The 18,448-nt window shown below is 43.5% G+C and carries 14 protein-coding genes; 10 read left to right on the forward strand and 4 right to left on the reverse strand.

Annotation, left to right across the window (positions count from 1 at the left end):
• Positions 1-63: 63 nt before the first annotated feature.
• Entirely contained in the window at positions 64-5,115 is a 5,052-nt protein-coding gene (gene porU2, locus FQ608_RS17535; RefSeq protein ID WP_234364252.1) for a putative type IX secretion system sortase PorU2, read from the reverse strand.
• Positions 5,100-6,215 carry a putative type IX sorting system protein PorV2 gene (locus tag FQ608_RS17540; protein WP_158859702.1) on the reverse strand — a complete coding sequence of 372 codons (1,116 nt, stop codon included), beginning with the start codon at positions 6,213-6,215 and terminating at the stop codon, positions 5,100-5,102. Before FQ608_RS17540 ends, porU2 begins: the two co-directional genes overlap by 16 nt.
• 406 nt (positions 6,216-6,621) lie before the next feature.
• Between FQ608_RS17540 and FQ608_RS17545 the strand changes: the two genes are divergently transcribed.
• The 8 genes from FQ608_RS17545 (at position 6,622) to FQ608_RS17580 (ending at position 14,291) form a co-directional block, all read left to right on the forward strand.
• The gene (locus tag FQ608_RS17545) at positions 6,622-6,990 is read left to right on the forward strand and encodes a PadR family transcriptional regulator (RefSeq protein WP_158859704.1); all 369 of its coding nucleotides are present in this window, start codon (positions 6,622-6,624) and stop codon (positions 6,988-6,990) included.
• A 28-nt stretch (positions 6,991-7,018) separates the two neighbouring features.
• On the forward strand, positions 7,019-8,917 hold the full coding sequence (locus tag FQ608_RS17550; RefSeq protein ID WP_158859706.1) for a PspC domain-containing protein: 1,899 nt from the start codon (positions 7,019-7,021) through the stop codon (positions 8,915-8,917).
• Positions 8,918-8,968: 51 nt separating this feature from the next.
• Complete coding sequence (locus FQ608_RS17555; protein WP_158859708.1) at positions 8,969-10,369, forward strand: MBL fold metallo-hydrolase RNA specificity domain-containing protein; 1,401 nt, start codon at positions 8,969-8,971, stop codon at positions 10,367-10,369.
• A gap of 26 nt (positions 10,370-10,395) precedes the next feature.
• On the forward strand, positions 10,396-10,860 hold the full coding sequence (locus FQ608_RS17560; protein ID WP_158859710.1) for a carboxypeptidase-like regulatory domain-containing protein: 465 nt from the start codon (positions 10,396-10,398) through the stop codon (positions 10,858-10,860).
• A 130-nt stretch (positions 10,861-10,990) separates the two neighbouring features.
• Positions 10,991-11,566: an RNA polymerase sigma factor gene (locus FQ608_RS17565; protein ID WP_158859712.1), complete on the forward strand. Its 576-nt coding sequence runs from the start codon at positions 10,991-10,993 to the stop codon at positions 11,564-11,566.
• Positions 11,559-12,293: a hypothetical protein gene (locus FQ608_RS17570; RefSeq protein WP_158859714.1), complete on the forward strand. Its 735-nt coding sequence runs from the start codon at positions 11,559-11,561 to the stop codon at positions 12,291-12,293. Before FQ608_RS17565 ends, FQ608_RS17570 begins: the two co-directional genes overlap by 8 nt.
• Positions 12,294-12,310: 17 nt before the next feature.
• Positions 12,311-13,336 carry a hypothetical protein gene (locus FQ608_RS17575; RefSeq protein ID WP_199856403.1) on the forward strand — a complete coding sequence of 342 codons (1,026 nt, stop codon included), beginning with the start codon at positions 12,311-12,313 and terminating at the stop codon, positions 13,334-13,336.
• Between the two features lie 28 nt (positions 13,337-13,364).
• Positions 13,365-14,291, forward strand: coding sequence for a DUF4097 family beta strand repeat-containing protein (locus FQ608_RS17580; RefSeq protein ID WP_158859716.1), 927 nt, complete (start codon positions 13,365-13,367; stop codon positions 14,289-14,291).
• 26 nt (positions 14,292-14,317) lie between these two features.
• Here FQ608_RS17580 and FQ608_RS17585 read toward each other — a convergent pair whose 3' ends face one another.
• A complete protein-coding gene (locus FQ608_RS17585) occupies positions 14,318-14,830 on the reverse strand; it encodes a hypothetical protein (RefSeq protein WP_158859718.1) in 513 nt (170 codons plus the stop codon).
• Positions 14,831-15,931, reverse strand: a complete 1,101-nt coding sequence (locus FQ608_RS17590; RefSeq protein ID WP_199856404.1) for a ferredoxin--NADP reductase — start codon at positions 15,929-15,931, stop codon at positions 14,831-14,833.
• A gap of 216 nt (positions 15,932-16,147) precedes the next feature.
• On the opposite strand from FQ608_RS17590, the gene FQ608_RS17595 reads away from it, so the two are divergent.
• A complete protein-coding gene (locus FQ608_RS17595) occupies positions 16,148-16,888 on the forward strand; it encodes a DUF4397 domain-containing protein (RefSeq protein ID WP_158859720.1) in 741 nt (246 codons plus the stop codon).
• 154 nt (positions 16,889-17,042) lie between these two features.
• Positions 17,043-18,386 carry an adenylosuccinate lyase gene (gene purB / locus FQ608_RS17600; protein WP_158859722.1) on the forward strand — a complete coding sequence of 448 codons (1,344 nt, stop codon included), beginning with the start codon at positions 17,043-17,045 and terminating at the stop codon, positions 18,384-18,386.
• Positions 18,387-18,448: the final 62 nt, after the last annotated feature.

The following is an 18,448-nucleotide window of genomic DNA, read 5'->3' on the forward strand; positions in this document are numbered from 1 at the left end:
TAATCCTGATTTTTTAACGGTTTAAGTTCGCAGTGAAAACTCTAATACCTGTTTGGGATTCAATTACCTTAACAGGTACATTTTTCCGTATCCCTTTTTAAACGCCTTGTCTCCGGCAGAAGATCGGTGTTCCATAAACTGTCCGTTTTTACGAACCAAAACCCGGTAAATATAGACCCCATTAGCGAGTTGGTCACCGTATTCATCCTTTCCATCCCATGCGTATTCCGTCAGGTTATTTCCAATCCGGATTGGACCAAGTTCGTCCTGAAATATTTCCCGCACCACTTTCCCCGTGACTGTCATGATTTGAATTTTGATTTCATCAGGCACCTCCGCGCCTGTCACTGTAAATACGAACCTGACGCTGGTACTAAAGGGATTTGGATAGGGATAGAAGTTCGTTATCTGACTTTCATTGATCACCTCAAAATTCACTTCATAAGGTTTATCCCCCGCCGGGTTACCGGACGCGTCACTTGCATTTACCCGCAGTGTATAAATCCCATCCTCAAGTGGCCCAGGCTGCATTTCTATCTTAAAATCACTGTTTTCAGTCGCCTCAAACCACTTTACCTGAGGGTTGCTAAAACTAATCCGTTCGAAATCACATCCCTCACAAGGTCTCTTAATCATCAATTCCATGCCAAGGGTGTCCTTTTTCAGCGAATACCGGTTTTCATCCTTGATCAAGGTAGAAATCAATACATTCGGGGAAACGATATCACCATCCATGATATACATGCCGTCAAAATGAACATCCAGTACCGGATTGAGGTCATCTCCTTCCACGATAAAATACTCCGGTAAATCCATAATATTATTTCGGAAACGTTGCTCCATAAAAATCCGTGGATTGGCAAAAACATTCACCGAATTTCTTCCTCCCTTACCTCTAGAAGCAAATGGAATACTGAAGGAATGCTTCTCCCCTGCCTTGACTGCGGGTATTTTTTTGGAAAACCGGTCTATACTGCGTTGGTCAAGGTTGTTAAAGCTCCATTCAACGGTAATTGAGTCAGGAAAGTCATAGTTGGCTATGTTGTAAAATTCAAATTCCACCTCAGTTTCCTGACCTTCAAACAAACGGATCTGATCCTGTCTGCTTTTGAGCACCAATACTCCTTCGGGAACTCCGGAATAATTGACCTGCCACCGTTCCAACTGTTCGGGTGCTTCCGCTTCTCCGTCCTCCAATGCGTATTTCAGCCGCAGGAAGGGATAGTCCTCTGGATTTACCGATGTCAAGTCTACCTGTTCCATTTGAATACGGGGAATCAGAGTAACTTCGCCTCCGTCAGGAGTAACCCCTATCAGATCAAAGGAGGAAAGTTCCGGATTAAAAAAGTCCTTTTCTTTAACTGTGTTAAAAAAAGTAATCCAATCCGAAGCAGGTCCAACCAATGGAGAAACAATGCTTCCATTGGGGAAATACCCGTTTAATGTGGTCTCATAGGTCAGAATTTGAGCTGTTGGGAGATCTTCTAGGGTGGGATTTGGAACAAGCTCCACCGCATCCCCTGCCCGCATTCCCTTTCTGCCAAATAAAATGTAGGGATCCCCCGTCTTCAAATTTCGAATAGTTGCTTCATTGGCACCGATTTCTTTCATTTTCATGATCACTTCCTCCGGCCAATCCGAGAAAGTCACATTCCCCACCGAAAAAATAAACACATAATCCCCCTCATTCATATTATTGATAAAGTCAATAAGCATTCTTTGGCCGGGCTGTGTAATCCATTGGTTTCGGATATTCTGAATGATTTGAGGTGATCTTCCGCAACTTTTCCCATCAAGCACATCAATGTTCGTCAGCGGGACCGGCAGATAAGGCATGAGGGTTTTGTCCTCAAAAGCCAACAATCCCAAAGAGCCCGGATGACAGAATCTGCCGGCTGCGTCCAAAATATAGGCTACTCCGTTGATTAGTACCTGATTATTTTCTGGCCCAAGCCCCTCAGCTTCGGGGCCAAAGGTGAAGATATCTATATTCATACTGGACTCTTGAAACTTCCATTCGCTTCTTTCAATGTCAGGTTGAATATTTTCAAGACGGTTTGAAACAAACTGTGGCAGTCGGCGTTGGGTCCACCCTTCGGGTCCATTTTGGATATAGGAAAAGCTGGAGGAATTCCATTCGCCATTTTCCCCTTCCTGCGGTTCCAAAAAGCGGGTTCGCCAGTAAAATGTCATGGAGTCCCGAAGTGCGAGCTGTTGGAAAAGATCCACATCCCAGCGGGCCAGATTGGCGGAAGTAAGCCTTACCTCTCTTCTTGCCGCGCTGGAAAAATCAGCGGCCGTATCCAACTGAATCACCAAATTTCGGTCTTCAATAGATTTCCCGGGTATTTGGGCTACAATTTCCACCTGACGAGTATTCACGATGGAAAATTCTATGGGTTTCAAATTCAACGTACCACTTAGCGGCACATAGCGTGTCACCATTACCACATTGTTGGCATAGGTGAGCTCATCGATATGCCGCCGCTTGTTCACCTCTATGGTGAAGATGTTGTCCCCAAAAGCATTGACTCCTACGTTGGGTATGGTTAAAACTAAAGTATCTTTCCTAAATATAGGTGCTAAGCGCTGCAGTTCATAGGAAATGCTCGTGCCATCCGGCAATTGGCGGGTCACATTCAATTCCATCGAGTCCAAATCCACCCTGCCAATATTTCGAACTACCATTGAAAATCGCATAGAATCAAGCAAAGAACTCAGGGGTGCATCATCTAGTCCCGACAATGTAACATCTTCCTCAGATATCGCATAGTCCGCTTTATTAGCCGGAAATATTCTAACCGCAGGGTCACCCAACATGATCATCTGGTCTGCATGACTGCGGTTGACCTCCGAGAAACCATAGCGACTATACATCTGTTTATCAGATTCGATTTTTATTTTACCCACAGTCTGATGGATCAGCGATGAATCCGCAAATGCTTTGGCATAGAAGGATTCACTGTACCGTCGCAAGTACACATCAATACCGATATCAGCATGGGCCAGAAAATTAGAGGCACCCCGGTCGGGGGTATTGATCCAATCTTCTCCGAATGTATACGCAGCCCCAAATGCGTTACCCGCATCACATCCATTCAGAAGTAATACGGGATATTTTCCCTTATTCCTATAGTTGAGTTCATTGACACTGGCAAAACCTATGTCCACATCCGTTACTGAAGGAGCTGCGTGACCAAAAAAAGTTACCAGACTTACTCCTTCGTTAACTTGATCGGATACGTTTATCAATTCAACGGTTGCATTTGTACGTTTCCTGATCGTAAAAACATTTCCGCCTAAGTAAATATCCTCCGCAACGGCTTTAAAACCATTGAGAAAATTGAAAAAACGTTCCAATTCAAAAGCAGACCTTCCCCCACTTAAGTGCAGGACATTCTTTTGCCAATCTTCCTGTACTCCCAGAGCCTCTTTCTCTTTGATTTTATCTAAGTAGCTGGCCACATCATCGGGGGTCCGTGCTGGAAGTCTACCTACCGCAATATCCTGCCGCATGGGTTCTTCCGGATCAAGCCCCACCGAAAATTGGTTGTCCGAATAGGGATATCCAAATGTGGGGACCAATTCCTGAAAGGAGAAAATGGACGGATTATTTCTATAAAAATAATTCACATTCCCGGATCGCTGTGTATTGTATATACCAAAAGCCCTGCCTATCAACAAGAGGTTTTCAGGCTGATATTTCGGATAGTAGGCTTTCAGAAAATCTCGCACCGCTAACGGGGATTTTTCCCCAAAGGAAAACTGGTTATACAACTGGTCGATATTTACAGTTAATGTATCGTATCCACCCCCTGCAGGGGATGCGCGGTGGGCAGCATAAGCTTGAACAGGATTTCCGTAGGTAGCAGCTGGCCGTTCAAGTAGTGCATTGGAAATGATTAAAAAATTGGCAGGTTGGTCTAGAATATTTCTAAATCGAACCCGCTGCAACACATTGGGTTCTATGGTGGATACTGCAGACTGTATCATTAATTCGGACGTATAACCCGCTCTTCCAGCACCAGTTTCAAGTACGCCATTGGTTATGCTTAGTGCATTGCGAACAACAGCGTAAAAATCACTCCTATCAAACGCCACATAGGACCCCGTCACTCCGGGAATTTGGATTTTGCTCAATCCAGGAGGAAAATGAAGGGTTTGCTGGTCCATGTCTCCAGCTGTTACGGGGGTAGTGTAATCCACCCGTATATAGTTTACGGAAATATTGTCAACTGCATTCTCTAGGCCAAGTGAGGCTACCCTCACTACTAGGTTCCCGCTCGGGCTAAAGTCCGAAGCAGTAAGATTTTCCCTGATTACCTGATTTTCGAACCCTTGATAGTCATATGGGCCCAATTCTCTCAATCCAACCAAAGAAGGTCCTATCTGTACAGAAGTTCGGTGATTGGTGTCCGAACGACCGACGACACTTAGTTCCAACCTGGGTCCCGGGATGTTTTGAACGGCCCCAAGATTGTTATAATTGAACACTCTGTTGTTTCCCCTGGCAATATTTGTTCCCGTCCACCCTTGGCCCTGATCGTAGGTAGACAGTCTTACACCTGGAAAATACGTTCTTCCCAAGGAATATTGTTCGGCAAAATCCTGCACTAAACGCTTCTGATAAGAAACCACTACTGGAACTTCAGGTGCTGGTAATCCACGCACTTGCATTCTTTTACCCCGAACTCCAGGTGTAATTGTTAAAAAAAAAGCTGTGGTATCGTTATGTGTGTTGTAATAGGGGTTGGGGATATCCTCTGGATTTTGGTAAAGACCCCTATCCAAGGAGGCGTCGTTTCTCATCCCTACGAATTCAACAAAATCCTGGGCATCGAAAATACCGTCTTCCTGCCCCTGTACATGAACAGCAACCTCTTGACCTCTGTGATAAACACGTATATCCCTAGGGTCCAAGCCGGTCATATTGATGCCGGATGCCGACAGGGTCGTAAAACTAAGCCGATAAACACTGTTTGACGCCGTAGGTATTTTATAGTAGTCCCTTGAAAAATCTATCCATCGGTTATTTTGCCCATAGGCACCGACAAACGTAAAATAAAGTAAAACAAAAAGCATCTTCTCCTTCATACCTGTCACTGTTGACTCCATCCTCGATTTAGTCTAAAATTCTCTTTGAGCGGATTTAGACTCACCTTTACACTAAATACGTGGGAATAGGGTGTCTCCGAAACGCTTCCAATATCGGTAAGTGCATAATCGATTTGCACATTACCGCTTAATAAAAATCCGAGTCCAAAGCTCGGCTGAAATGAGGTATAATAGCTTTCATCAAAATCTCTTAATCGCTGTACATTCCCGCCACCCAGACGCAGCGAAGCCGTATTGTTGTAGGTAAGCTCTATTCCTGTCCGGGGATCCACACTCACCAAATCTGTGGCAAAAACGGTGTTTCTTCTTCCATCGAAGGAGAAGTCTAAATCAAATACCCACTGCAGCCGCAGTAATTCTGAAAACTCAAAATGCTTCCCAACACTGAAGATGGCCCTTGGCATGGTTAATTCAATGCTGTTGGTAGGGATTTCATTGTTGGTTTGGGCGTATATTTCCCGAACCAAGTCGGCATTGTGTGTCCATGCATTAAAGGTGGTAGTCACATCGCGCAGCATCAATCCAAATTGCCAACTTTCATAGAGGTAAATGGCTCCAACATCCAATCCAAATCCCCAGGCATTTGCGAATTTCCCCACATTCCGATGAATGACCTTAGCATTGACACCCATTTTAAAACCATCGCTGATATCTCTGGCATACGATAGCATTAGTGCATAATCGGCGGCATTGAAAAATTGGATATTGTTGTAGTTCAAGGCTCCGTTTGCATCATATAAAAACCGGGTATCCGGGATGTCGTCTACGCCAAAACGAATAAGGGAGATGGCAATTTGATTGTCCTCTTGGATGTTCGTCGTAAAGGCACCATAGTCAAATTTGGCAATTCCCGCAAAATACTCCGCATGCATTAGGGCGAATTCATATTCATGTGCCACACCGATAAGTCCAGCAGGATTCCAGTAAGCCGCTGTCACATCCCTTACCGCACTCACCTGAGCTCCACCCATTCCCAATGCCCTCGCCCCTATCCCTATGTTCATGAATTCATTGGAATATTTTGGAGCTATGCCTTGAGAACTGGCCTGAAAAACAAAGGCTAAGAAGAAAAGTAAATAAAAATATCCCCTGATAATCATAAGATTAAAACACAACCCGAGTGCAAAGTAAATAGAAAATGAATAGGTAAATATGATGTAAATAGAATTTCTTGAAATTAATTTTCAAGATGTACGGAACCGGACATAAAATTGTTCACTGATAAACCAATTTGTTATTTATAAATCGTGTTTCTGCTATCGCTCGAGAATCTTTTTTAAAAACTCGGACAATAGCCATTCAGGTAAAAACGGCGTTTAAACGGTTCTAGAGGCTATTTAACGTGGGGACGGTGTAAAAAAGGTATTTGGTATTACCTTTATCTATGCATTACCAAGTACCCATTATAAACTTGGTACAATTTTTCTCTATGAATGAATTGTAAATACGCAAATGCTCATACACCCAATTACAATGCAATCACCTACATATGAAATCAAAGGACCTATGAAAGCTTCAAACACAAAGATACAGATGCGAAAAGGAATACTCGAATGCTGTATTTTACATATAATATCCAGGGAGGAGGTCTATGCCAGCGATATGATGGAGGAGCTTAAGGAAGCCAATCTGATTATTGTAGAAGGCACACTCTATCCATTGCTCAATCGGCTGAAGCAAGCCGGACTGGTTCGCTACCGCTGGGTAGAATCTGATGCCGGGCCGCCTAGGAAATATTATGCCATCACGGAGCATGGAATAGAATTCCTTCAGGAACTGTCCAGCACCTGGCATACGCTGGACCATTCGGTAAATTCCATTCTTTCAAAAACTTCCACCTCAGGACCTCCTGCTGGAGTATCACCATTAAGTTAAGATGCCCAATTATTAAAGCCATATTTCCATGAAAAAGACAATCAGTATCAATATCAGCGGCATTCTATTCCATATCGAAGAAGATGGGTATACGACACTCAAAAAATACCTGGATGCCATCAATGAGCATTTCTCTCATTATGAAGACAACCACGAGATCATCACCGATATAGAAAACCGAATCGCTGAGATATTTCTCAGCAACTTAAAAAACAACAAACAGGTCATCACGGCAGAAAATGTCAGTAACCTGATTGAAAAGATGGGGACCATTGCTGACTTTGAAGCAGTGGAAAACGATCTAAAACCTGATGTGGAATCCCAGAAAGAGGAGAATGATTTCTACAAATACATCACCCCTACAGACCAACAATCCGGTAGAGCCTACAGGAAGCTTACTCGGCTGCCAAACAGTAAGATTCTGGGAGGGGTATGTGCAGGGTTTGCGAATTATTTCTCCATAGACCCACTTTGGACCCGACTCATCACCATATTACTTCTTTTCAGTGGGCAAATAAGCATTACCAAGTTGCCATTGAGCTTTTTCTCAGATAACCTTAACCTCCGGATATCCTTTGGCCTTTGGACGGTAATCGCCTATGTCTTGCTTTGGGTCATACTTCCTCCTTCATACGAAAAACCGGAGGACAAAAACATCAAGAAACTCTATAGAAACCCCGATGATAGAGTGCTGGGGGGCATTGCCAGCGGTCTTGCTGCTTATTTCAACATAGATGTGCTGTGGGTAAGATTGGCGTTTGTGGGATTGATATTTGCGGGAGGATCAGGATTTGTGCTGTACCTTATCCTCTGGATAATAACTCCCATGGCAAAATCCATCACAGAAAGAATTGAAATGAAAGGTGGTGCCATTACCCTTACCAACATTGAACAGACTATTCAGGAAAATCTAAACCCCGAAAATACCGCCAAGGAGTCTGCCGGTAGAAAATTGTTGATGGCCCCATTCCGAATAATGGGTGAAATCATCAACGGAATAGGGAAAGCTCTCGGCCCCTTTGGGAGGTTTTTGCTGGAATTTGTCCGGGTCGTTTTTGGTCTGATCATTTTCTTCTTAGGTACCACGGTGATCATTCTTCCCCTTCTCTTTTTAGGAATTTACACCGAACTGCTCACCAACAATGATTGGGGGTATTTCTTCGAAGGCTTCCCTATTGAAGCTGTATCAGAACTAGTCCCAGTTTGGTTAGCCATTGCGGCATCGGTTTTGGTATTGATACCAGGAATCGTCATCACCCTTTTGGGCATAAGCGTACTTATCAAGAGAAGCATAATTGATGCGCCCCTAGGGTTCATTGCTTTCGGAATCTGGATCCTGAGTATTTTGATCTGTGCCTTTCAAATCCCCAAAGTGGTCAATCAGTTTAGGGAACAAGCCAGCTTAGAGCTGGATAAAACCATACCTCTGCCTCCCCAAACCCTAGTCTTAGCTACCACGGGTTCCGATAAGAGTACGGAATTTGGTGGAGTCACTCTAATCCTCAAAGGATATGATGGGGAAGTGGGCCTTTTGGAGCAGACCTTCACCTCCAACGGCAGAAATAGAGAAGAAGCGTTGAAAAATGCCTCTGAGGTCGGTTACGACTATTCTCTAACAGACAGCATCCTATCATTTCAAAGGCACTTGGACTTTCCAAACCTCGCTAAGTACAGGGGACAATACCTGCGTCAGACCTTACTCCTGCCCTATGAAACCCCCTTCGTAATGGAAAGGTCACTTCTTCCCATCCTTCGAAGTACCATCAGTGCGGGAGGGTACAAGAATAGGGATGTCAACGGAAGAAACCATTGGGTTTTTCATGAAGAGGGATTGCTTTGCCTTACCTGTACCAGCGACCAAGAGCACACGGAACGCGACAGTTTGACTATGCTCAAATTTAAAGACAGTTACTTCATGGTAAAATAAGGGCCTAACTGTATAGGTAATTCAGTATATTTGATTGAAAAATATTAAAGCATGAATGTAAAGGTAAAGTTTTTGGGGGCCGCAGGCACGGTAACTGGCTCGAGATTTTTATTGGAAGTAGATGATCTGAAAATACTTGTAGACTGTGGATTGTTTCAGGGACTAAAGGAGTATCGGCTGCGTAACTGGGAATCCTTCCCCATAGATCCCGCCGAAATCGATATGGTCTTTTTGACGCATGCCCATATCGATCATACCGGATATTTGCCGAAATTGGTGAAAGAAGGTTTTTCAGGGCCAATCTATGGGACATCCCCCACGTTGGAGTTGGTTGAAATTCTTCTACTCGATGCGGGTAAGCTACAGGAAGAAGAAGCCAGGTACGCTCTAAAAAAAGGGTATTCCAAACATGAAAAACCGGCACCCCTTTTCACAATTCAAGATGCGGAACGCGTCTTTCCCCTGCTTCAACCGTTGGAATTTGGAGAGGAGCATGTTCTTGCCGGTTGCCTCAAAGTAACTGCATATAATGCCGGTCATATCTTGGGGGCGGCCATTTTGAAGATCAAGATTCAGGGAGAAAATCAGGAAAAGATAATCGTCTTTTCCGGTGATTTGGGCAGGTTTCATGATCCTATCCTTTATCCTCCAACAGAAATTCCGTTCTGTGACGTCCTATTTTTGGAATCCACCTATGGGAACAGAATCAACGCCTCCTCGACGATTCAGAGCCAACTTGCCAAGGCCATCAAAGATACCTATATGAACGGTGGTATCTCTGTCATTCCTTCGTTTGCCGTAGGCAGAACCCAGATGATTCTGTTTTACCTCCATAGGTTGCAAAAATTGGGAGCCATTCCTGAAATCCCCATTTATGTGGACAGTCCCATGGCTATAGATGTAACAAAACTTTACAAGAAATATGGTCATTATCACCATTTGGGACCTTTCCTTCACGAAGAGGGAGCAAATCCTTTTCTTCATCCCAAGCTTCATTACTATAGGACCCAAGAAGCGTCCATGACGCTAAATACTATTAAGGGGGATGCGATCATCATTTCCGCCAGCGGAATGGCTACTGGCGGGAGAATTCTCCATCATTTGTATAACAGACTGCCTAACGAAAACGACAGCATCATATTCGTAGGATATCAAGCAGAAGGGACACGGGGTAGAAAAATCCTTGACGGTGATACCAATTGCCGAATTTATGGGATAGATGTTCAAATAAAAGCGGACATCCATTTTATTGATGGGCTTTCCGCCCATGCCGACCAAGCTGAGCTTCTCGAATGGTGTGAGGGATTTATTAGCCGCCCAAAACGTACCTTTTTGGTACATGGGGAAGAAAAAGCCACCGAAACGCTGGCACAACTCTTGAAAGAAAAATTGGACTGGAATACCATTCAGCCCAATTACCTGGAGTCATTTGAACTGTTCTCAGGAATTTGAAGTATTAATTCTCTCCTATTTACGCCATGAAATTGATCCAATATCTTTTTGTTCTGCTGTGTTTAGGATTGGCTGTAGGCTGTAAATCACCCAAAGAAAAAACCCAAGGGATCCACGGGCAGCTGTTTTGGGTAGAAGGGAATCTGATGCCCCAAGCTACAGAAGATGGCTCCGGTCCTACCGAACAGAACCCAAGGCAAGGTGTCCAGCGCACGGTAAAAATTCACTCTCTTACCCATATCGATCAATTATCAATCGGAGATTACCTTATAGGCACCATCCAAACTCCAGAAATTGCCAGTTTTGAGACGGATCCGGATGGATCCTTCCGTATTGAACTGCCAATTGGAAAATATTCGCTGTTCACCGTGGAGCAGGATGGATTTTTCGCCAATATTTTTGACAGCGAAAACCACATCAATCCGGTGGAAGTAAAAGCTGGAGAATGGAGCAGGTTTGATATTATCATCAATTATAAAGCTGTATATTAGGCAATTAAAAACCATAATTTATCAATTACTTCTCCAAAGCAGTCGAACTTGTAGAAATATCATTTTTTTTTCCAGTCACGTGCAACCTTTGGGAGAGGAGTTGTATCTATACTATTGAAACACCATCATCATGTTTTTGAGCAAAACCTTTACCAAAGAACCGGATATCGTGAAGAGATGCCTCAGAGGGGATAGGAAGGCTCAACGCGAACTTTACGAAGCCAATGCGGGAAAATTCCACTCCCTATGTATTCGGTATGTGAAAAACAGCATGGTGGCTGAGGACGTGATGATAGAGGGATTTATGAAAATATTTGAAAAGCTTCCGCAATATGAAGGAAAAGGAAATTTCGAAGGATGGATGCGGAAAATTATGGTGACTCAATCCCTGCTTTATCTACGGGACAACAAAAACCTGCTAATGGAAATCAATCTGGATGGACAGGAAAATTCACCAGCTATGGGAGTTACCGATCATGACCTCAATTGTCAGGACTTATTTCAGCTAATTGCTGAACTTCCGGTTGGCTTTCGTACGGTATTCAATCTTTATGTAATTGAAGGATACTCCCACAGGGAGATTCAAGACATGCTTGGGATCTCCGAAAGCACGTCAAAATCCCAACTCAGCAGGGCGCGAGCGGCTTTGAAAAACCGCCTTTCAAAGGAATCTTACCAATTAAAAGAAACCAAAAACCATGGATGATAAACACCTAGATACGTTGTTTCGGGAAAAACTCAGCAACCATGAAATAAAGCCTTCTCCGAGAGCATGGTTCAAATTGGAGCAGCAGTTGGCAGAAAATAAAAAGCCACTTTGGCTAATCTGGGGGCAATATGCAGCAGGATTTCTATTGCTCTTGGGTATAGGTATCGGCTACCAATACTGGAACCAAACCCCTTCTGAATTGGGGAAAGAATTGATTACTGAAATAGCTCAGATACAGCCCACAGCCCCTGCTCCTATGGATACGGTGACAGTGGAAAAAGCCTCCGAGGCCCCACCCCTTTTTCAGCCAGCTCTAATAAAACCTGCGCCTTCTAAACCTGCGCCTGCCTACAAGCCTAGCGAACAGGTAGCCACTCTACCTTCTGATCCATCAGAGAGATTGGTAGAATCCCTTCCTCCCGCCGACCAACGGGAAGTGGTGTGGACTGAGACTTTGGCCTTTGATTTGGCTACCATGCCGCTAGATATTGATGAAATAATCACCGAAATCGCCCCCCAGGAAAAAGAAATCGCCTACACGGTCAAGATCGTATCGCGAGGATATGCCATCGCTCCTGACAAAGGGCAGCTTGTAGACGGGATTGAAAACAAATTGGAAAAAATCGGCGGATTCTTCACAAAAGTTGACAAGGGATTTGGGGATTTGCAAGATGCCAAAAATGACTTGTTTGTCCATGTTATGGCCAGTAAAAAAGAAAAATAAATTACAAAAAAATCTATATGAAAAGGTACTTAATTGCCGTGTTACTTATGATATTTATCCAACAGGTGTTTGGAAGGCAGGATCAGCAAGATAACCTCGTCAAAAATGACAGCATCATTGTTGAATTTGGGAGATCCGGAAAACTGGTAGTAGTTATAGACAATCCGGAAGATTTTGAACGGTTGAAGCAAATGAATATCAACCAGATTATTCAGGAATTGGATTTGCCTTCTCCCGAGAAGGACGGGGTGCAAACTGTCGTGGAGGTCAAATACAAAGATGGGAAAAGGGAAATCTTTCGCATCTATGAAGACGGAACGGAAACGGAAGTTAGCTTCGGAAGGTACCGACTAATCGTTGACGAATCGGGATCAAAAACCAAAGTCAAAATGGAATCCAGTCCAAAGGAGAAAAAGGATCCTTCCTTCCGAACGTTTTTCAATGCTGACTTGGGAATAAACAATTACTTTGAAGACGGAGGAATTCCTGGCCCCGGGGCATCCTATGCGGTCAAAGGATGGGGAAGTTGGAATGTCGGACTAAACTGGATGGCGAGTCAAAAGTTAAATGAGGGGCTGTATTGGGATTTCGGTTTAGGGGTTCAGTGGTACAACTTCAAATTTGAAAATGCAAGAATTCAGGCACAGCGGAGTGAAAGCGGGGTCGACTTTGTAAATCGAACTGATGTAGAAGGATTCAAAAGCAAGGTATCAGCCTCCTATATGACGGCATTAACTATGTTGAAATATGATTTTGGTAAAAAGAACGGAAAAGGTAGAGAAGGCCTCCGGGTTGGAATCGGACCCTATGCCGGGTATCGGCTTGGGGGGAGAAGTAAGTTTGTATACCGTGAACTTGGCGGTTCCCCAAGAAAAAAGGAAAAGGAACCGGCTGGCGCCTATTTGAGTAATTTCAGGTATGGATTAAGAGGGGAGGTAGGGTTTAGAAGCGTTACCTTTTTCACCACCTATGACTTCAATCCCCTGTTTCACAAGGATGTGCAACCTTCTGTGAGTCCTATTTCCTTCGGACTTGTTTTCTAAATGCACCCAACCTGTAAATTCAACTGACATGAAAAATACACACTACTTCCGTTTTCCTTTGTCCATTTTTCTCTTTCTCCTAATAACTCATCTATCTTTAGGTCAGGAAGTCATCGAAAAAACCTTTTCTGGTATTGATATACTCGAAATGGAAATCGCAGGCGTCGATGTCATATATACCGGCATTCCCGGAGAGAGTGATATCAAACTAAGTGCTCTATTCGGAAAAAATGAAGATGCAGGCCGTTCTTTCTTCATGGTCACGGTGGGCAACACTTTAAAAGTATCCTACAAGAATCAAAACAAAGAACCGATTATTCGGGAGAAACGATTCATTCACCTCGAAGGCCCCGAAGACCTACAGATTTCCATTCGAAACACTTCAGGGCTGGTCGGAGTAAGTCAGGTCAATGCCGAGGAAACCAATCTGTCCGTCAGTTCCGGTAAAATCGACGCCAAGCAAGTCAAAGGGAATCTTTTCCTAAAGGCAAATTCTGGAAGGATAGATGCTCGGGACATTGAAGGAGACCTTATCTGCTCCATTACTTCCGGGTTGGCAGAGATCAGCCGAGTTAGAGGCAATGCAGACATCAACGCAAATAGTGGCTCACTGAAAATAACAGATATCGAAGGACTGGTTAATGCCAAACTTTCTTCCGGTAATCTACGGTTGGAAAATGTGGGGGAATTGGGGAAAATAACTGTTTCTTCCGGCAATATTCGGGCGGTTCAGTGCGGATTAGGCGGCAGCACCTCACTCGAGGGGTCTTCCGGAAGTATAGATATTCAGACCGTTTCCCAGCTGGATCAGTTCAATTATAATTTAAAGGCGGGAAGTGGATCTCTTCGGGTAGGATCCGTCTCTAATTCAAAAACATTAACTATTGAAAACGGGTCCGAACATACCATTAGGGGATCAATAAGCTCCGGCTCTCTGCAGATTCGAAATATGTAGTTTTCCCAACAAGTGGGTATATGAAATCAGAGATCTTCCCTTCTGCTGATTTCATATACCTTGTCTTTTTCCTCATTTTTTAAGCGAAGACCGCTAACAATTCGATCTGGAGTGGGCTTGCCTAAAGAGACAACAATAAGACAAGAAGCATAAGCTATGGTAAAACCTGGATTTTCAAATAAAAGCAATCCAGTCGAACAAAGTATTCCGACCACGAGAAGAATCCAATACCGGTCAACAGTGATCCGAGCATAGATCAAAAACCTTTCATCAAAAGTCAACGAATTCCTGTGGGTAGATTTTAACCCCTGATTGAACCGGATTTGTTGCACCAACAATCCACCGAAGGCTAGAGTCAACAACAGATAATTGAGTAAATCCGGCAGATCCGGAATTGATAGGGACCTGGATTTTCCGGTGGTATAGAGATACGCATAAGAAAAAAAAGGCAATGGTATCACTATCAGCAGCAAAACATTCCGCTCCAAAACCCTATATTTTCTTTTTAGCTCATCCAATCCAGTCTTAGGGGATAGCATCTACTCAATATTGATTTTTATTTCCCCGCTCTTGGGCTTGGAGGAGCAACAGAGAATATATCCCGCTTCGATTTCATTTTCGCTTAGTCCGGCATCCTCATCCATGGTTACTTTTCCAGAAAGCAATCTACCCCTGCAGGCAGTGCACAAACCGCTTTGGCAGGAATAGGGCATGTCGATATCCATATCCAGACCTGCTTCCAGTATAGTCTTGTCCGGAGTAACATCGAAGGTGTACGATTGGCCTTCTAGGGTGATCGTTACTTCTTGGGTGATTTGTTGAACTCCCTCTTCCTCATTTCCACTTTTATCTTTTGCCTCAATGAAAAAATTCTCAGTGAATATCTGATCTTTTGATACGCCCATTTCAGCCAGCGAGATTTTGCCAGCTTCCATCATTTCTTGAGGACTGCATAGAAAAAACCTGCTTTCATGGTCAGAATCAGCCAACAAGTCTCTTCCAAAGTTCTGAATGTCGGATGCCACTATTCTTCCCTTGGTTCCAGCCCATACAGAACTTGGTTGGCTAAGTTTATGGAAAACTTGAATCCTACCAGGGTATTGGTTACCCAAATTTTCCAATACAGATTTAAAGATAATTTGTTCCTCATTTCTGCTCCCGTACAAAAGGCTAACTTTAGCGTCCGGTTCATTTATCAGGATGGATTTAGTAATGCCCAAGATAGGCGTAATGCCACTTCCAGCCACGATCATGCCGTAATGTCTTTTGTTTTTTGAATGATAGTCGCAGGTAAAATTCCCCATGGGACGCATCACTGTTATCTTCTTCCCCGGAAAAACCAGATCATTTATGTAATTGGAAACAACTCCCCCCTTTAGCCTTTTTACTGTAATTCCCGGAAAGGGATCAACGAATGGGGAGGTACACAAACTATATGATCTTCTTTCCTCTTTTCCATTTATAATTAAAATAATGGTAAGAAACTGACCGGGTAAATACTCAAGGTGGGGTTCCGGTTGATCAAAATAGAGCGTAACAGCGTCTGAAGTTTCCCGCACGACTTCTCTTACCTGTAAAGTTATATATTGGGAAGATGCTTCCTTTTCCTCCGAATTTTTTTTGAATAAATTAAACAACATCTGTTGACGATTTTTTTTCTTTCTCGAATTGGCAATACGAAATTAACTGGAAAAGGGTGAAAATGGACCTATCCATGCCGGATTATTATTCTTTTCCCGATCTTAACCAATTCAACCAATTAAAGGTTCTCAAATTAATTTACATTTTTCCGTCTGGGATTGTAGCATTTCGACTACTTTATACGTATCGGTGCTGAAAACTAATCAGAACCAATAATGATTGCAAAAGTAAAGAAAAAGAAACAAATAGTTTCCAGTTTAAAAACTGCATTGCCACTGCTGATTGCACTAGGAATGCTGAGCTCCTGTCTAAATGATCAGGACATGAATAATGAAATTACGCCTATAGCCTATGTTTCCTTTTACCATGGGTCAACACAGTCCGATGAACTAGCCATTAGGGTAGACAACAACTCCTACCCCCGTCATTACACGCCGTTCAAATTCGGGACATACATTGACTATGGCAATTTCTACACCGGGGACCGTAATTTCTCATTCAGCAACTCGGGTACTGCGAATAGCTTACTTGACACAGTGATTACCCTCAAAGCGAGTCAAGCATACTCTGTATTCTTGGCTGACGAGGAGGATTTGTTTTTGCCGATTGTGGTAGAAGACAAGCTTACCGATCCAGGAGCAGGCAAAGCCCTCATCCGGTTGGTACACCTCTCCCCAAATACCTCCGAGGTGAATTTAGTGATTGGTAATGCGGACACCCCCGTTTTCGAAGGCAGTTCCTTTCTAGAGGTTACTGACTACAAGGTAGTTACTAGCGGAGGTGCGGTAATTAAATTGAATGACGCAGAAACGGGCGAAACATTAGTCACAACTGCGGAGACAACTATTCAACCAGGGAGAATATATACCTATGTTGTAAGAGGACATCGAGACAACACCTCTGGATCTGCAAACAACCTGGGCATACAGGTTATCAGAAATTATCCCAACTATTAAATTCCTCCCGGAACATCAACTTAGATGTTCCGGGTTTTTTTATCCTATCTTTTAGCAGACGGTTGCTGCGCCGTTTGGCAAATAAACACGAAAGGTCAGTCAATTTTCAGTAGAAAGGATTAATTTTGCCATTCAATCACCTAAACAGACACGAATGGATCTTTCTCATTTGACGGCAGTTTCTTCTATTGATGGCAGATATGGCTCAAAAACCGCCTCTTTGCGGGCATATTTTTCAGAGTTTGCACTTATTAAATATCGGGTCAAGGTAGAGGTGGAATATTTTATTGCCCTCTGTGAGTTGCCTCTTCCACAATTGACCACGGTGGATCATGGCATTTTCTCTGAGTTAAGAAAGTTGGTGAATAATTTTTCGGCACAGGATGCACTTTCTATTAAGGAAACAGAAAAAGTAACAAACCACGATGTCAAAGCCGTAGAGTATTTTTTGAAGGAAAAGTTTGAAGGTTTAGGGCTGGGTGAATTTCAGGAATTTATCCATTTCGGGTTGACCTCCCAAGATATTAACAATACAGCCATACCCCTAATGATTCGTGAGGGCTGGAAAGAGGTTTTATTGCCTGCGTTACTTCATGTAGTCGAGGATTTAAAGGCGCGGGTAAAGGAATGGAAAGACATCCCCATGCTGGCCAAGACCCATGGACAGCCAGCCTCCCCTACCCGACTGGGCAAAGAATTCCAAGTTTTTGTCACCCGGCTGGAAAATCAACTTGCTTTATTTGATCAAGTACCTTATGCGGCCAAATTCGGAGGAGCCACAGGTAATCTCAATGCTCATTATATTGCCTATCCAGAGATAAATTGGTCTGAATTTGCCAATACTTTTGTGCAGGACTATTTGGGCCTCACACGTAGCTACCCCACTACACAAATAGAGCACTATGATCATCTAGCGGCTCAGTTTGACGCCATGAAGCGGTTGAATACCATATTATTGGATTTCTCGAAAGACATCTGGCAATACGTCGCCATGAGTTATTTCAAACAAAAAATAAAGCAGGGGGAAATTGGTTCTTCTGCCATGCCGCATAAAGTGAATCCCATCGATTTTGAAAATGCGGAAGGAAATCTAGGTGTGGCCAATGCTTTGCTTGAATACCTCGCCGGGAAGCTTCCCATCAGCCGTCTGCAAAGGGATCTGACAGACAGTACGGTGTTGAGGGTGATCGGAGTTCCATTGGCACATATGCTAATTGCATACCAATCACTCAACAAGGGAATAGGGAAATTGGAGTTGAACCGGGGAGCCATAGATAAAGACCTGGAAGACAACTGGGCTGTTGTTGCGGAAGCTATTCAGACCATCTTACGGAGAGAAGGCTATCCGAAACCGTACGAAGCTTTAAAATCACTTACCCGAACCAACAGCACCATTACCTCAGAATCTATCAAAACCTTTATTCACAGTTTGGAGGTTTCAGAAAAGATCAAACAGGAATTGCTGGTAATCAGTCCGTTCACTTACACGGGAAAATAAATACACCTTTTTTTCCGAAATAACGAAACCCGTAGTTACGATTTACGTTTAACTATACTTTC

This window comes from Lunatibacter salilacus (genome assembly GCF_009797935.1).
Lineage (GTDB): Bacteria > Bacteroidota > Bacteroidia > Cytophagales > Cyclobacteriaceae > Lunatibacter > Lunatibacter salilacus.

What these genes read in the sequence shown, in the direction of transcription:
- porU2 (WP_234364252.1), bottom strand. Translation starts at nt 5,115, where the DNA reads ATGGAGTCAACAGTGACAGGTATGAAGGAGAAGATGCTTTTTGTTTTA.
- FQ608_RS17540 (WP_158859702.1), bottom strand. Translation starts at nt 6,215, where the DNA reads ATGATTATCAGGGGATATTTTTATTTACTTTTCTTCTTAGCCTTTGTT.
- FQ608_RS17545 (WP_158859704.1), top strand. Translation starts at nt 6,622, where the DNA reads ATGAAAGCTTCAAACACAAAGATACAGATGCGAAAAGGAATACTCGAA.
- FQ608_RS17550 (WP_158859706.1), top strand. Translation starts at nt 7,019, where the DNA reads ATGAAAAAGACAATCAGTATCAATATCAGCGGCATTCTATTCCATATC.
- FQ608_RS17555 (WP_158859708.1), top strand. Translation starts at nt 8,969, where the DNA reads ATGAATGTAAAGGTAAAGTTTTTGGGGGCCGCAGGCACGGTAACTGGC.
- FQ608_RS17560 (WP_158859710.1), top strand. Translation starts at nt 10,396, where the DNA reads ATGAAATTGATCCAATATCTTTTTGTTCTGCTGTGTTTAGGATTGGCT.
- FQ608_RS17565 (WP_158859712.1), top strand. Translation starts at nt 10,991, where the DNA reads ATGTTTTTGAGCAAAACCTTTACCAAAGAACCGGATATCGTGAAGAGA.
- FQ608_RS17570 (WP_158859714.1), top strand. Translation starts at nt 11,559, where the DNA reads ATGGATGATAAACACCTAGATACGTTGTTTCGGGAAAAACTCAGCAAC.
- FQ608_RS17575 (WP_199856403.1), top strand. Translation starts at nt 12,311, where the DNA reads ATGAAAAGGTACTTAATTGCCGTGTTACTTATGATATTTATCCAACAG.
- FQ608_RS17580 (WP_158859716.1), top strand. Translation starts at nt 13,365, where the DNA reads ATGAAAAATACACACTACTTCCGTTTTCCTTTGTCCATTTTTCTCTTT.
- FQ608_RS17585 (WP_158859718.1), bottom strand. Translation starts at nt 14,830, where the DNA reads ATGCTATCCCCTAAGACTGGATTGGATGAGCTAAAAAGAAAATATAGG.
- FQ608_RS17590 (WP_199856404.1), bottom strand. Translation starts at nt 15,931, where the DNA reads ATGTTGTTTAATTTATTCAAAAAAAATTCGGAGGAAAAGGAAGCATCT.
- FQ608_RS17595 (WP_158859720.1), top strand. Translation starts at nt 16,148, where the DNA reads ATGATTGCAAAAGTAAAGAAAAAGAAACAAATAGTTTCCAGTTTAAAA.
- purB (WP_158859722.1), top strand. Translation starts at nt 17,043, where the DNA reads ATGGATCTTTCTCATTTGACGGCAGTTTCTTCTATTGATGGCAGATAT.